We start from the raw sequence: 14,831 nt of genomic DNA, 5'->3' as shown, positions 1-14,831 counted from the left end.
TGCCGGGCGTTTTCTTTTTCAGGATTTTATTTATTTCAAGGGCTTGGCGATGAAATCTGATACTCCGCTGCAACTTCTGGGCGGTCTTACGGCCCGTGAATTCCTGCGCGACTACTGGCAGAAGAAACCCCTGCTGGTGCGCCAGGCCATGCCCGGCTTCGAGAGCCCGATCTCGCCCGACGAACTGGCTGGCCTGGCCCTGGAAGAAGAAATCGAGTCGCGCCTGATCATCGAACACGGCGAGCGCCCCTGGGAATTGCGCCGTGGCCCGTTCGCCGAAGATGCCTTCGCCCACCTGCCGGAGCATGACTGGACGTTGCTGGTGCAGGCCGTCGACCAGTTCGTGCCGGAGGTGGCCGAACTGCTCGAAGAGTTCAAGTTTCTGCCCAAGTGGCGCATCGACGACGTGATGATCAGCTTTGCCGCGCCTGGCGGCGGCGTCGGCCCGCACTTCGACAATTACGATGTGTTCCTGCTGCAGGGCTACGGCAAACGCCGTTGGCAGATCGGCCAGATGTGCAACTCCGATAGCCCGTTACTGCAACACGCGGATCTGAAGATCCTCGCCGAATTCGCTAAAACTGAAGAATGGGTTCTGGAACCCGGCGACATGCTCTATCTGCCGCCGCTCCTGGCCCACTGTGGTACCGCTGAGGATGATTGCATGACCTATTCCGTAGGCTTCCGCGCGCCAAGCGCCGCCGAAGTACTGACCCATTTCACCGACTTTCTCGGCCAGTTCCTGCCCGATGAGGATCGCTACAGCGACGCCGATGCGCAGCCGGCCAGCGACCCGCACCAGATCCAGCGTGACGCCCTGGATCGTTTGAAAGCCCTGCTCAATGAACACATGAGCGATGAGCGCCTGCTGATGACCTGGTTTGGCCAGTTCATGACCGAGCCGCGCTACCCTGAACTGATCGCCGGCATCGAGATCGACGAGCAGGCCTTCCGCGCCAGCCTGCAAGACGGCGCGGTGCTGATTCGCAACCCCAGCGCCCGCCTGGCCTGGTCCGAAGTGGGCGAAGACCTGGTGCTGTTCGCCAGCGGCCAGAGCCGTCTGCTGTCTGCCGGCCTGCGCGAACTGCTGAAACTGATCTGCTCGGCCGACGCGTTACATATCGATAACCTTGGTGCATGGCTGGGCGATGACGAGGGGCGTAATCTGCTGCTGGAACTGGCCAAGCAGGGTAGTCTGGAGTTTGCTGATGAATGACATTCACGTCCGTCTGGCCGATTGGCAAAAGGACAACGCCGAACTGCGGCGCATTCGCGAGACCGTGTTCATTGCCGAGCAAGCGGTGCCGCCGGAACTCGAATGGGATGCGGAAGATGTCGAGGCATCGCACTTTCTCGCCTACGAGGGCGATTATCCGATCGGCACCGCACGCCTGCTGCCGGACGGGCATATCGGTCGGGTTTCGGTGCTCAAGGACTGGCGCGGCCTGAAAGTCGGCGATGCACTGCTGCGCGCGGTGATCGCGGAAGCGGAAAAGCGTGGCCTGCAGCAACAAATGCTCAGCGCCCAGGTGCAGGCCACGCCGTTCTATGAAAGGCTTGGTTTTGCCATCGTCAGCGGCGAATACCTCGACGCCGGTATTCCCCATGTGGATATGGTGCGCCACAGCCAATAACCGCGAGGTCAGGATGAACGAAAACGCCCCGTCAGATGCCACCGAGAGCAACGAGCCAGCAGAGCTTCCCGCCATCGAGTTTCAGTCGCCGGGGCGTTTTGCCGTGCACAATCCCGAATCTGCCCTGGCGGAAAATCCGCTGACAGAACCGGCACCGTTCATCCTCGGCGAACACCTGGCGCTGGAGCGCTTCGATCAGCCCGAGATGGCCCGTGCCCACGCCCTGGCCATGCTCCAGCAGGCCCAACGCAGCCTGTGCATCTACAGCATTGACCTGGAACCCTGGTTGTATCACCACAGCAGCGTCCAGGAGGCCTGCACCCGCTTCCTGTTGGCCAGCCCGAAAAACCAGCTGCGCATCCTGGTCAAAGACATCGCCCGCGCGGTGAAACTGGGCCACCGCCTGCTCGGCTTGTCGCGTCGCCTGTCGAGCAATCTGCATATTCGCAAGCTGCACCCGGACTACCCCGGCGAGGAGGTGGCCTTTTTGCTGGCCGACGATCGCGGCTTGCTGCTGCGTCCAGAGCCCGAGCAATGTGCCGGCTATGCGCTGTACCAGGATCCCGCCCGCGTGCGCTTACGCCAGGCGCAGTTCGATCAGGCCTGGCAGACCAGCATCACTGACCCGGATCTAAGGAGCTTCCTGCTATGAGTGCGCGTACCTTGCTCGCCGCCCTGCTGTTCGGCATTGCCCTGCCCCTCAGTGCGGCCACCGAGGTCATCGCGCTGAATTACCGCAGCGCCGATGAGGTGCTGCCAGTGGCGCAGTCGGTGCTGGGCCGCGATGGGCGCGTCACTGCCTATGGCAACCAGTTGATCGTCAACGCTACGCCGGCGAAGATCGAGGAAATCCGCCAACTGCTCGAGCAGTTGGACACCCGTCCGCGGCGCTTGCTGATCAGCGTCGACAGCTCGGAATCCAGCTACCAGAGCGACCGCGGCTATCGTGCCGACGGCACGCTCAGCGCCGGCAATGCCCAGGCGCAGATTGGTCGGGGCGAAATCAACGGCCGCGACCAGGTGCGCATCATCAGCCGCAGCACCGACAGCCGTGGCGGTGGCACCCAGCAGGTACAAGCCACCGAGGGTTACCCAGCGCTGATTCAGGTCGGCCAGAGCGTCCCCCTCAGCTCGACCAGCCGCGATGCCTATGGCCAGGTGTACAACAGCACCGAATACCGCGACGTCACCCGCGGTTTCTATGTCACCGCCAGCCTGACGGGCGATATCGTGCATATAAACATCAGCAGCAATCGCGATCGGCTGAACCAGTCGCAGCCCGGGGTAATCGACATCCAGAACACCGATACCCGGGTCAGTGGCCGGCTTGGGGAGTGGATCAGCATCGGTGGCGTTAACCAACAGAGCCAGGCCGAGCACGGCGGTTTCCTGCGCCACCGTTCGACCCAGGGACGTGAAGACATGACGCTGCGGGTCAAGGTCGAAATCGTCGACTGAACCCCAGCAGAACTGACCCGCCGGTCGTCGCAATACTTATGTAGTAGTCATAAAAAACCACTACAAAACGTTTGACGAACACTTTTAGCAGAGGCATCATGGCCTCGCTCCCGCTAATCAGGGGCCCTGAAAAGGGTCTCCGGGTCGTGTTCCAGCTTACCGCCAGAACCGATTCGTGTTGTGAAGCCCACAAGGCAGTTCGACGAGATTGCGACTGGAACGAAGTTGTCCTGAGGGACGGGGAAGCGCTTCAACGTATCAGCCAGCAGACAGTTACAGCCTACTGAGTCGTCCAACGGCATCCACGAGCCGGTAAACGCCAAATGACCTGTCATTTGCAGCAGCTGTAGTCGACCGCACTGTTCGTTTCGTCCCCCTCCCCCCAGTTTCAACTGCGCCCTGGTCACTCTCTCTCGTACTGCTGTGAGCCCCGCAACCATGACCTGTACAGGTTTTGCGTGGGAAAGTCGGTGCTCAACCAAACACATACATTGAAGGATTGACCATGTCCGCTTATCAAAACGACATCAAGGCAGTCGCCGCTCTGAAAGAGATCAACGGCAGCAGCTGGAGCGCTATCAACCCGGAGTCCGTGGCCCGCATGCGCGCCCAGAACCGCTTCAAGACCGGTTTGGAAATCGCGCAGTACACCGCCGATATCATGCGCACAGACATGGCCGAGTACGATGCCGACTCCTCCGTCTACACCCAGTCCCTGGGCTGCTGGCATGGTTTCATCGGTCAGCAGAAGCTGATTTCGATCAAAAAGCACTTGAAGACCACCAACAAGCGCTACCTCTACCTGTCCGGCTGGATGGTTGCGGCTCTGCGTTCCGAGTTCGGCCCACTGCCGGACCAGTCCATGCACGAGAAAACTTCGGTTTCCGACCTGATTGAAGAGCTGTACACCTTCCTGCGCCAGGCTGACGCCCGCGAACTGGATCTGCTGTTCACCGCCATGGACGCCGCTCGCGAAGCTGGCGACAAAGCCAAAGCCGCCGATCTGCAGAACCAGATCGACAACTACGAAACCCACGTAGTACCGATCATCGCCGACATCGACGCAGGCTTCGGTAACCCGGAAGCCACCTACCTGCTGGCCAAGCGCATGATCGAAGCAGGCGCTTGCTGCATTCAGATCGAAAACCAGGTTTCCGACGAGAAGCAGTGCGGTCACCAGGACGGTAAAGTGACCGTTCCTCACGCCGACTTCCTGGCCAAGATCAATGCTGTGCGTTACGCCTTCCTCGAGCTGGGTATCGACAACGGCGTGATCGTTGCGCGTACCGACTCCCTGGGTGCCGGCCTGACCAAGCAGATCGCCGTGACCAACCAGCCGGGTGACCTGGGCGACCAGTACAACTCTTTCCTCGATTGCGAAGAAGTCTCCGCCTCCGACCTGAAAAACGGCGACGTGGTGCTCAACCGCGAAGGCAAACTGCTGCGTCCCAAGCGCCTGCCGTCCAACCTGTTCCAGTTCCGCAAGGGCACCGGTGAAGCGCGCTGCGTACTCGACAGCATCACCTCGCTGCAGAACGGTGCCGACCTGCTGTGGATCGAAACCGAGAAGCCGCACGTTGGTCAGATCGCGGCCATGGTTAACGAGATCCGCAAAGTGATCCCGAACGCCAAGCTGGTCTACAACAACAGCCCGTCCTTCAACTGGACCCTGAACTTCCGTCAGCAAGTGTTCGACATCATGACTGGTGAAGGCAAAGACGTATCGGCCTACGACCGCGCCAAGCTGATGAGCGTTGACTACGACGAGACCGAACTGGCTGCTCGTGCAGACGAAATGATCCGCACCTTCCAACGCGACGGTTCGGCTCAGGCGGGCATCTTCCACCACCTGATCACCCTGCCGACGTACCACACCGCCGCGCTGTCCACCGACAACCTGGCCAAAGGTTACTTCGCAGAGCAAGGCATGCTGGCCTACGTCAAAGGCGTACAGCGTCAGGAACTGCGCCAGGGTATCGCCTGCGTCAAGCACCAGAACATGGCTGGCTCCGACATCGGCGACAACCACAAAGAGTACTTCGCCGGCGAAGCAGCTCTGAAAGCCAGCGGTAAAGACAACACCATGAACCAGTTCAGCTAACGACTATTGGTTCACTCGGTCAGGACTTCGCGTCTCGACTGAGCCCGTTACAAGAAAGCCCCGGCCTTAAACAGCTGGGGCTTTTTCATGGCTCTGTACCCGTTAGGTGTTGTATCACCAGGCGCGAACTGCCTGCGATCCGTAGGAGGCCCGACCTCGGGGCGAGCTTTGGCTATACCGCGAAACGATGGGCAGGCAGCCCTGCGGGCTGCATTCGCCGCGGGGTCGCACCTCCTACAAGAGATCGCGCATGCAACACAGTCTTGGGACATAGCCTTTTTCATGGCTATGCCTTCGTCATGCGTTGCTGAGGGATAGTGCTTTTGTAGGAGCAGATTGATCCGCGAATATCATCTAGCCATCGGCAGAATCGCGGCTGCGGCCTGGCGCACACCGGTGCAGGGTCATTTGCATCGACGATCCCCCGGTATAGGTTGCATGGCCCCGACGAAGACTCGAGCGCAGGGCGGCTCTCGCCGTTGTCTCTAGCGGCCAAGCTGGCGCTATGCTGAAAGCATCAGCGCACGCTGCCGGAGAGCAACCATGCAAGGCTATCAGGTGACGTTCTTTACCCAACAGAATCGCCGCCATCGCGGCAAGATGCTCGCCGACTGGCTGGTCACCCTGGCCAAGGAGATGCATTTGCCGGGTGCCACCCTGGTATCCGCAATCGAAGGCTTCGGGCACACGGGGCGGCTCCACTCCTACCACTTCTTCGAACTTGCCGATCAGCCGATGGAGGTTGCCCTGGTGCTCAGCGAAGAGGAATGCCAGCGCCTGTTCGAACGTTTGCAACAGGAGGATCTCGCCTTGTTCTACGTGAAAACACCGGCCGAATACGGCACCCTCGGCAAGCAAGCCGGGGCCGACACAGCCGGCTGAGCCCCTCGCGCCAGGCAAGCTCGCGCGCCGACCCAAGCGCGCCCTCGGACAAGGCTGCAGAACCCGGGCGAGATCATCGATCGGTTTTTTTTCAGCAGAAAGCCACTGACTCGCCGAAGCCCGCCTAGTATTGAGTAAACCGCTGTGACGCAGTCACGGGGAGTGATGCGTCAGCAACACCCATCCTTGTCGAGGAGTACGACATGTCTGATGTGGTATCGAGCCTGGCCCATAACTGGGGGTTTGCGATTTTTCTGCTGGGCGTAGCCGGGTTGTGCGCCTTCATGCTCGGGGTCTCCAGCCTGCTGGGTAGCAAAGCCTGGGGGCACAGCAAGAACCAGCCGTTCGAATCCGGCATCGTTTCTACCGGCGGCGCGCGCCTGCGCTTTTCCGCCAAGTTCTATCTGGTCGCGATGCTGTTCGTGATCTTCGATGTCGAAGCCCTGTTTCTCTTTGCCTGGGCCATTTCCCTGCGCGAAAGCGGTTGGCCAGGCTTTATCGAGGCCCTGGTGTTCATCGTGATCCTGCTGATCGGGCTGTTTTACCTGGCGCGCATCGGTGCGCTCGACTGGGCACCCCAAGCGCGGCGCGAACGCCTCGCCAACCAGCACAAAAATTGAGGTGCGGGCATGCAGTACACACTCACGCGAATCGATCCCGACGCGGCCAATGCGCAATATCCGGTTGGCGAGCGGGAGACCGTCGCTGACCCGCTCGCCGGCCAGGTGCACCGCAATATCTACATGGGCAAGTTGCACGAGGTGCTCAACGACGCGGTCAACTGGGGCCGCAAGAATTCGCTGTGGCCCTACAACTTCGGCCTGTCCTGCTGCTACGTGGAGATGACCACCGCCTTCACCGCGCCGCATGACATCGCCCGCTTCGGTGCCGAAGTGATCCGTGCTTCGCCGCGCCAGGCGGACTTCATGGTCATCGCCGGCACCTGCTTCATCAAGATGGCGCCGATCATCCAGCGCCTTTACGAGCAGATGCTCGAGCCCAAGTGGGTGATTTCCATGGGCTCCTGCGCCAACTCCGGCGGCATGTACGACATCTACTCGGTGGTGCAGGGGGTCGACAAGTTTCTCCCGGTGGACGTCTACGTGCCCGGTTGCCCGCCACGGCCCGAGGCATTCCTGCAAGGTTTGATGCTGTTGCAGGAGTCCATCGGCCAGGAGCGCCGGCCGCTGTCCTGGGTGGTCGGCGACCAGGGCATCTATCGTGCCGATATGCCCTCGCAACGCGAGCAACGGCGCGCCGGGCGCATTCAAGTGACCAACCTGCGCAGCCCCGACGACGTCTGAATCGAGTGTCCACGCTAACGGATAGCGAGCGAGACAATGACTGCATCAAGCACCCTACAGGCACTGCCCCAACCGACAGCCGCGAACGATGTGGTCGCCGAGTTGCAGGCGCGCTTCGGCGCCGACAGCCTAACCGTGCAAGACACCCGCAGCGGTATGCCGGTGCTTTGGGTCGACCGCGACCTGCTCCTGCAGGTGCTGGACTACCTGCGCCATCTGCCTAAGCCCTACGTCATGCTCTACGACCTCAGCGCCATGGACGAACGCCTGCGCACCCAGCGCCGCGGCCTGCCGCCAGCGGATTTCAGCGTGTTCTACCACCTGTTGTCGATCGAGCGGAACAGCGACATCATGCTCAAGGTCGCCCTGCGGGAGAACGACCTCAGGCTGCCCAGCGCGACGCGCATCTGGGCCAACGCCAACTGGTACGAGCGGGAAGTCTGGGACCTGTTCGGCATCCGCTTCGACGGCCACCCGCACCTGGCCCGGATCATGCTGCCGCCGACCTGGGAAGGCCATCCCCTGCGCAAGGACTACCCGGCGCGCGCCACCGAATTCGACCCCTACAGCCTGTCCGCCGCCAAGCAGGATCTGGAGCAGGAAGCCCTGCGCTTCAAGCCGGAAGACTGGGGCATGCAGCGCCGCAGCGAGCACGAGGACTTCATGTTCCTCAACCTCGGCCCCAACCACCCCTCGGCCCACGGCGCCTTTCGCATCATCCTGCAACTGGACGGCGAGGAAATCGTCGATTGCGTGCCGGAAATCGGCTACCACCACCGCGGCGCCGAGAAGATGGCCGAGCGCCAGAGCTGGCACAGTTTCATTCCCTACACCGACCGCATCGACTACCTCGGCGGGGTGATGAACAACCTGCCCTATGTGCTGGCGGTGGAGAAACTCGCCGGAATCCAGGTGCCGGATCGGGTCGACTTTATCCGCGTGATGCTCGCCGAATTCTTCCGCATCAACAGCCACCTGCTGTTTCTCGGCACCTACATCCAGGACGTCGGCGCCATGACTCCGGTGTTCTTCACCTTCACCGACCGCCAGCGCGCCTACCGGGTGATCGAGGCCATCACCGGCTTTCGCATGCACCCGGCCTGGTACCGCATCGGCGGCGTCGCCCATGACCTGCCGCGCGGCTGGGACAAACTGGTGGAGGAATTCGTCGCCTGGCTGCCCAAGCGCCTCGACGAGTACCAGAAAGCCGCCCTGCAGAACAGCATCCTGCGCGGCCGCACCCAGGGCGTCGCCGCCTACAACAGCGCACAGGCGCTGGAATGGGGCGTCACCGGCTCGGGCCTGCGCGCCACCGGCCTGGACTTCGACCTGCGCAAGGCGCGGCCCTACTCCGGCTATCAGCACTTCGACTTCGAGATCCCCCTGACGAGCAATGGCGATGCCTACGACCGCTGCATCATCCGCGTCGAGGAGATGCGCCAGAGCCTGCGGATCATCGAGCAATGCCTGCGCAACATGCCGGCCGGCCCCTACAAGGCCGATCACCCGCTGACCACGCCGCCGCCGAAGGAGCGCACCCTGCAGCACATCGAAACCCTGATCACCCACTTCCTGCAGGTGTCCTGGGGGCCGGTGATGCCGGCCAACGAATCCCTGCAGATGATCGAGGCGACCAAGGGCATCAACAGCTATTACCTGACCAGCGACGGCGGCACCATGAGTTACCGCACCCGCATCCGCACGCCGAGCTTCCCGCACCTGCAGCAGATCCCGGCGGTGATCAGGGGCAGCATGGTTGCCGACCTGATCGCCTACCTGGGCAGTATCGACTTCGTCATGGCCGACGTGGACCGCTGATATGACCGACTCCTTGATCCAAACCGACCGTTTCAGCCTCAGCGCCAGCGAACGCCTGGCCATCGAGCACGAACTCGCGCATTACGAAGACCCGCGTGCGGCGTCCATCGAGGCGCTGAAAATCGTCCAGCAGCAGCGTGGCTGGGTGCCGGACGGCGCGATCGCGGCCATTGGCGAGATGCTCGGCATCCCGGCCAGCGACGTGGAAGGCGTGGCCACCTTCTACAGCCAGATTTTCCGCCAGCCGGTAGGCCGCCACATCATTCGCCTGTGCGACAGCATGGTCTGCTATCTCCAGGGCCATGAGGCGATCCAGGCCGCGTTGCAGCAACGGCTCGGCATCGGCCTGGGCGAAACCAGCAGCGACGGCCGCTTCACCCTGCTGCCGGTGTGCTGCCTGGGCAACTGCGACAAGGCGCCGAGCCTGATGATCGACGACGACACCTACGGCCACCTGGATGCCGGCAATGTGGCCCAGCTACTGGAGCGCTACCCATGAGCTGCGTCTCCTTGAGTACCGCCAACCAGAGCCCGCGCAGCGCCGAAAGCCAGCCGCTGACCTGGCGCCTGCGCGACGACGGCGAACCGGTCTGGCTCGACGAATACGTCCGCCAGAACGGTTATACCGCCGCGCGCAAGGCGCTCGCCCAGTTCAGCCCGGAGCAGATCACCCAACAGGTCAAGGACAGCGGCCTCAAGGGCCGTGGCGGCGCCGGCTTCCCCACCGGGGTGAAGTGGGGGCTGATGCCCCAGGACGACACCCAGAAGCAGCGCTACCTGCTGTGCAACGCCGACGAGATGGAGCCCAACACCTACAAGGATCGCCTGCTGATGGAGCAGCTGCCGCACCTGCTGATCGAGGGCATGCTGATCAGCGCCTTCGCGCTCAAGGCCTATCGCGGCTATATCTTCCTGCGCGGCGAATACGTCGATTGTGCCCGGCACCTCAAGCGCGCCATCGCCGAGGCCGAAGCGGCCGGCCTGCTCGGGCGCAATATCCTCGGCAGCGGCTTCGACTTCGAGCTGCTGGTGCACAGCGGCGCCGGTCGCTATATCTGCGGCGAAGAAACCGCGCTGATCAACTCCCTGGAAGGGCGCCGGGCCAACCCGCGGGCCAAGCCGCCCTTCCCGGCCGCCGTCGGCGTATGGGGCAAGCCGACCTGCGTCAACAACGTCGAGACCCTGTGCAACGTGCCGGCGATCATCGGCAACGGCGTCGACTGGTACAAGTCTCTGGCTCGGCCGGACAGCGAAGACATGGGCAGCAAGCTGCTGGGCTTCTCCGGCAAGGTCAAGCGCCCCGGGCTCTGGGAATTGCCGTTCGGCATCCCGGCGCGCGAGCTGTTCGAGGACTACGCCGGCGGCATGCGCGACGGCTATCGGCTGAAAGCCTGGCAGCCGGGCGGCGCCGGCACCGGTTTTTTGCTGCCCGAGCATCTGGATGCGCCTATGTGCAGCAGCGGCATCGGCAAAGTCGGCACGCGCATGGGCACCGGTCTGGCCATGGCCGTGGACGACCGGGTCAATATGGTCGGTCTGCTGCGCAATATGGAGGTGTTCTTCGCCCGCGAGTCCTGCGGTTTCTGCACCCCCTGCCGCGATGGCCTGCCCTGGAGCGTCAAGCTGCTCAGCGCGCTGGAACGCGGCCAGGGCCAACCCGGCGATCTCGAAGTCCTCGAACAACTGTGCAACTTCCTCGGCCCCGGCAAGACCTTCTGCGCCCATGCGCCGGGCGCCGTCGAGCCGCTGGCCAGTGCACTCAAGTATTTTCGTGAAGAGTTCGAGGCGGGGATTGCCACAACGCCCCTGACCCCGAGCAACCAGGCGCTCGGCGTGTAACCGCATGTGCGGCGAAGGCCGCAGGTGCAGCAACGATGACCTTAGCCCGCCCACTCCCATGGGCATGAGAAGACTGAAGAAATGGCCACTATTCACGTAGACGGCAAAGCATTCGAAGTCGATGGTGCGGCTAACCTGCTCCAGGCCTGCCTGTCGCTTGGGCTGGATATTCCCTATTTCTGCTGGCATCCGGCGCTCGGCAGCGTGGGCGCCTGCCGGCAGTGCGCGGTCAAGCAGTTCAGCGACGAGAACGACACCCGAGGGCGCCTGGTGATGTCCTGCATGACCCCGGCCAGCGACAACAGTTGGATTTCCATCGACGACGAGGAAGCCCGCCAGTTCCGCGCCAGCGTGGTCGAGTGGCTGATGACCAATCACCCGCATGACTGCCCGGTATGCGAGGAAGGCGGCCACTGCCACCTGCAGGACATGACGGTGATGAGCGGGCACAACCGCCGGCGTTACCGTTTCAGCAAACGCACTCACCAGAACCAGGACTTGGGCCCCTTCATCGGCCACGAGATGAACCGCTGCATCGCCTGCTACCGCTGCGTGCGCTACTACCAGGACTACGCCGGCGGCAGCGACCTGGGCGTGTATGGCGCCCATGAAAATCTGTATTTCGGCCGCGTAACGGACGGGGTGCTGGAAAGCGAGTTCTCCGGCAACCTCACCGAGGTCTGTCCGACCGGGGTGTTCACCGACAAGACCCACTCGGCCCGCTACAACCGCAAGTGGGACATGCAGTTCGCCCCGAGCATCTGCCATGGCTGCTCGCTCGGCTGCAACATCAGCCCCGGCGAGCGCTACGGCGAGATCCGCCGTATCGAGAACCGCTTCAATGGCGCGGTGAACCAGTACTTCCTCTGCGACCGCGGGCGTTTCGGCTATGGCCACGTCAACCGCGCAGACCGTCCGCGCCAGCCGATGATGCTGCTGAGCCAGATGACCATGGGCCTCGACTCGGCCCTCGACCAGGCGGCGGCATTGCTCAAGCCGCGCAAGGTGATCGGCATCGGCTCGCCCCGCGCCAGCCTGGAGAGCAACTTCGCCCTGCGCGAGCTGGTCGGCAGCGCAAACTACTATTGCGGCATCGGCGCCGCAGAGCTGGAAAACCTGGTACTGATCCGCGATCTGCTGTTGAACGGGCCGCTGCCGGTCGCGACCCTGCGCGAGGTGGAAAGCCAGGATGCCGTGTTCGTCCTCGGCGAAGACCTGACCCAGACCGCCGCCCGCCTGGCGCTGGCCCTGCGCCAGGCGGTGAAAGGCAAGGCCAGGGCCAGGGCCGCCGCGCTGAACATTGCGCCCTGGCACAGCGCCGCCGTGCACAACATTGGCCAACAGGCGTTGCACCCGCTGTTTATCGCCAGCGTCGCGGCCACCCGCCTGGATGACATCGCCGCCGAGTGCGTGCATGCCGCCCCGGTCGACCTGGCGCGCCTGGGCCACGCCGTGGCCCACGCCATCGACCCGCATGCGCCGGCGGTGCATGACCTGCCAGGCGACGCCGCCGAGCTGGCGCAGCGCATCGCCGCGGCCCTGCTCGAAGCCGAGCGCCCGCTGCTGGTCTGCGGCGCCTCGCTGGGCTGCACGGCGCTGATCGAAGCGGCCGCGAATATCGCCAACGCCTTGCACAATCGCGGCAAAAACGCCGCCATCAGCCCGGTCGTGGCGGAAGCCAACAGCATGGGCCTGGCACTGCTGCTGGGTGAACAGCTCGGCGAAAAGTCGCTGGACGCCGCCTTGCAGACTCTGAGCAGCGGTCAGGCCGATGCCGTGGTGGTGCTGGAAAACGACCTCTACCGCCGCGCCGACAGCGCCAGGGTAGACGCCGCGCTGCAGGCCGCCAAGCTGGTGATAGTCGCCGACCACCAACACACGGCCACCAGTGCCAAAGCGCACCTGCTGCTGCCCGCGGCCAGTTTTGCCGAAGCCGACGGCACCCTGGTCAGTCAGGAAGGCCGCGCCCAGCGCTTTTTCCAGGTGTTCGACCCCGCCTACTACGACGCCGAAAACCTGGTGCGCGAGAGCTGGCGCTGGCTGCATGCGCTGCACAGCACCCTGCTCGGCAAGCCGCTCGACTGGACTCGACTCGATGAAGTCACCGCCGCCTGCGCGGCCAGCAACCCTCTATTGGCGCGAATCGGCGAAGCCGCGCCGGATGCCTCGTTCCGCATCAAAGGCCTCAAGCTGGCCCGCGAACCCTTGCGCTACAGCGGCCGCACGGCCATGCGCGCCAACATCAGCGTGCACGAGCCACGCCAACCGCAGGATCAGGACTCGGCCCTGGCCTTCTCCATGGAAGGCTATTGCGGCAGCCAGGAAAACCGCCAGCAGATCCCCTTCGCCTGGTCGCCGGGCTGGAACTCGCCGCAGGCGTGGAACAAGTTCCAGGACGAAGTCGGCGGCCATCTGCGCGCCGGCGATCCGGGCGTGCGCCTGATCGAAACCAAGGGTGAAGCCATGCCCTGGTTCGGCGTGCCTGCCGCGTTCGAGCCGGCACCCGGCACCTGGCAGGCCGTGCCCTTGCATCACCTGTTCGGCAGTGAAGAAACCAGCGCCCGAGCCGCGCCGCTGCAGGTGCGCATCCCGCCGCCCTATGTGGCGCTGGGAAGCGTCGACGCCGAGCGTCTCGGGTTTGGCGACGGCGCGCTGGTCGCGCTGACCCTCGACGCTCAGGTGCTGCGTCTGCCGTTGCGCCTGTGTGACGAGCTGGCCAGCGGCCTGATCGGCCTGCCGGTCGGCTTGCCCGGGATTCCGGCGCTGATCGCCGGCGCCGTGGTCACCGCGGTGCAGGAGGCTGCGCCATGAACTGGTTGACACCCGAGTTGCTGGCGATCGTGCTCGCGGTACTCAAGGCCGTGGTCATCCTGCTCAGCGTGGTGATTTGCGGCGCCCTGCTCAGCTGGGTCGAGCGCCGCCTGCTCGGTCTCTGGCAGGATCGCTACGGGCCCAACCGGGTTGGCCCGTACGGCATGTTCCAGATCGCCGCGGACATGCTCAAGATGTTCTTCAAGGAAGACTGGACGCCGCCGTTCGCCGACAGGTTCATCTTCACCCTGGCGCCGGTGCTGGCCATGAGCGCGCTGCTGATCGCCTTCGTGGTGGTGCCGATTACCCCGACCTGGGGCGTGGCCGACCTCAATATCGGCCTGCTGTTCTTCTTCGCCATGGCCGGGCTGTCGGTGTACGCGGTGCTGTTCGCCGGTTGGGCCAGCAACAATAAGTTCGCCCTGCTCGGTAGCCTGCGCGCCTCGGCGCAGACGCTGTCCTACGAGGTGTTCATGGGCCTGGCGTTGATGGGCGTGGTGGCCCAGGCCGGTTCGTTCAACCTGCGCGAGATCGTCGAATACCAGCACCAGCACCTGTGGTTCATCATTCCGCAGTTTCTCGGTTTCTGTACCTTCTTCATTGCCGGAGTGGCGGTCACCCACCGCCACCCGTTCGACCAGCCGGAAGCCGAACAGGAACTGGCCGACGGCTACCACATCGAATACGCCGGGATGAAATGGGGCATGTTCTTCGTCGGCGAATACATCGGCATCGTGCTGATCTCGGCGCTGCTGGTGACCCTGTTCTTCGGTGGTTGGCACGGCCCGCTGCTGCCGCCTTTCGCCTGGTTCGCCCTGAAGACCGGATTCTTCATCATGCTGTTCATCCTCCTGCGCGCCGCCATCCCGCGGCCGCGCTATGACCAGGTGATGAGCTTCAGCTGGGTCTTCTGCCTGCCTCTGACCCTGCTCAACCTGCTGCTGACCGGCGCCCTGGTGCTGGCCGCCGCCTGAGGAGTACGCC

Annotated in this window: 13 protein-coding genes; all 13 read left to right on the top strand. The window is 63.5% G+C overall.

The window, feature by feature from the left end; genetic code table 11:
* Positions 1 to 49: 49 nt before the first annotated feature.
* The 13 genes from P8H27_RS12105 to nuoH all read left to right on the top strand — a co-directional run bounded on the left by P8H27_RS12105 (position 50) and on the right by nuoH (position 14,821).
* Positions 50 to 1,216 (top strand): cupin domain-containing protein, encoded by a 1,167-nt coding sequence (locus P8H27_RS12105; protein WP_289637821.1) that lies wholly within the window; start codon positions 50 to 52, stop codon positions 1,214 to 1,216.
* Positions 1,209 to 1,634 carry a GNAT family N-acetyltransferase gene (locus P8H27_RS12100; RefSeq protein WP_289637819.1) on the top strand — a complete coding sequence of 142 codons (426 nt, stop codon included), beginning with the start codon at positions 1,209 to 1,211 and terminating at the stop codon, positions 1,632 to 1,634. Before P8H27_RS12105 ends, P8H27_RS12100 begins: the two co-directional genes overlap by 8 nt.
* Positions 1,635 to 1,647: 13 nt before the next feature.
* Complete coding sequence (locus P8H27_RS12095) at positions 1,648 to 2,286, top strand: histone acetyltransferase HPA2 (protein ID WP_289637817.1); 639 nt, start codon at positions 1,648 to 1,650, stop codon at positions 2,284 to 2,286.
* Positions 2,283 to 3,092 (top strand): secretin N-terminal domain-containing protein, encoded by an 810-nt coding sequence (locus P8H27_RS12090; protein WP_289637815.1) that lies wholly within the window; start codon positions 2,283 to 2,285, stop codon positions 3,090 to 3,092. The genes P8H27_RS12095 and P8H27_RS12090 overlap by 4 nt, the downstream gene beginning before the upstream one ends.
* 505 nt (positions 3,093 to 3,597) lie before the next feature.
* Positions 3,598 to 5,193, top strand: coding sequence for an isocitrate lyase (locus P8H27_RS12085; RefSeq protein ID WP_289637813.1), 1,596 nt, complete (start codon positions 3,598 to 3,600; stop codon positions 5,191 to 5,193).
* Between the two features lie 543 nt (positions 5,194 to 5,736).
* Positions 5,737 to 6,075, top strand: a complete 339-nt coding sequence (locus tag P8H27_RS12080; RefSeq protein ID WP_289637811.1) for a DUF190 domain-containing protein — start codon at positions 5,737 to 5,739, stop codon at positions 6,073 to 6,075.
* Positions 6,076 to 6,278: 203 nt separating this feature from the next.
* On the top strand, positions 6,279 to 6,695 hold the full coding sequence (locus P8H27_RS12075; protein WP_289637809.1) for an NADH-quinone oxidoreductase subunit A: 417 nt from the start codon (positions 6,279 to 6,281) through the stop codon (positions 6,693 to 6,695).
* A gap of 9 nt (positions 6,696 to 6,704) precedes the next feature.
* Positions 6,705 to 7,379, top strand: coding sequence for an NADH-quinone oxidoreductase subunit B (locus P8H27_RS12070; RefSeq protein ID WP_289637807.1), 675 nt, complete (start codon positions 6,705 to 6,707; stop codon positions 7,377 to 7,379).
* A 36-nt stretch (positions 7,380 to 7,415) separates the two neighbouring features.
* The gene (gene nuoC / locus P8H27_RS12065) at positions 7,416 to 9,197 is read left to right on the top strand and encodes an NADH-quinone oxidoreductase subunit C/D (protein ID WP_289637805.1); all 1,782 of its coding nucleotides are present in this window, start codon (positions 7,416 to 7,418) and stop codon (positions 9,195 to 9,197) included.
* Between the two features lies 1 nt (position 9,198).
* Positions 9,199 to 9,696: an NADH-quinone oxidoreductase subunit NuoE gene (gene nuoE / locus P8H27_RS12060; RefSeq protein WP_289637803.1), complete on the top strand. Its 498-nt coding sequence runs from the start codon at positions 9,199 to 9,201 to the stop codon at positions 9,694 to 9,696.
* Entirely contained in the window at positions 9,693 to 11,036 is a 1,344-nt protein-coding gene (nuoF, locus tag P8H27_RS12055) for an NADH-quinone oxidoreductase subunit NuoF (RefSeq protein WP_289637801.1), read from the top strand. The genes nuoE and nuoF overlap by 4 nt, the downstream gene beginning before the upstream one ends.
* Positions 11,037 to 11,117: 81 nt before the next feature.
* Complete coding sequence (gene nuoG / locus P8H27_RS12050) at positions 11,118 to 13,847, top strand: NADH-quinone oxidoreductase subunit NuoG (protein WP_289637799.1); 2,730 nt, start codon at positions 11,118 to 11,120, stop codon at positions 13,845 to 13,847.
* Complete coding sequence (nuoH, locus tag P8H27_RS12045) at positions 13,844 to 14,821, top strand: NADH-quinone oxidoreductase subunit NuoH (RefSeq protein WP_289637798.1); 978 nt, start codon at positions 13,844 to 13,846, stop codon at positions 14,819 to 14,821. Before nuoG ends, nuoH begins: the two co-directional genes overlap by 4 nt.
* The last annotated feature ends 10 nt before the right edge of the window (positions 14,822 to 14,831 follow it).

The organism is Pseudomonas sp. sp1636, assembly GCF_030376615.1.
Taxonomy (GTDB): domain Bacteria; phylum Pseudomonadota; class Gammaproteobacteria; order Pseudomonadales; family Pseudomonadaceae; genus Aquipseudomonas.
This window is presented reverse-complemented; position numbering and strand designations above follow the sequence as displayed.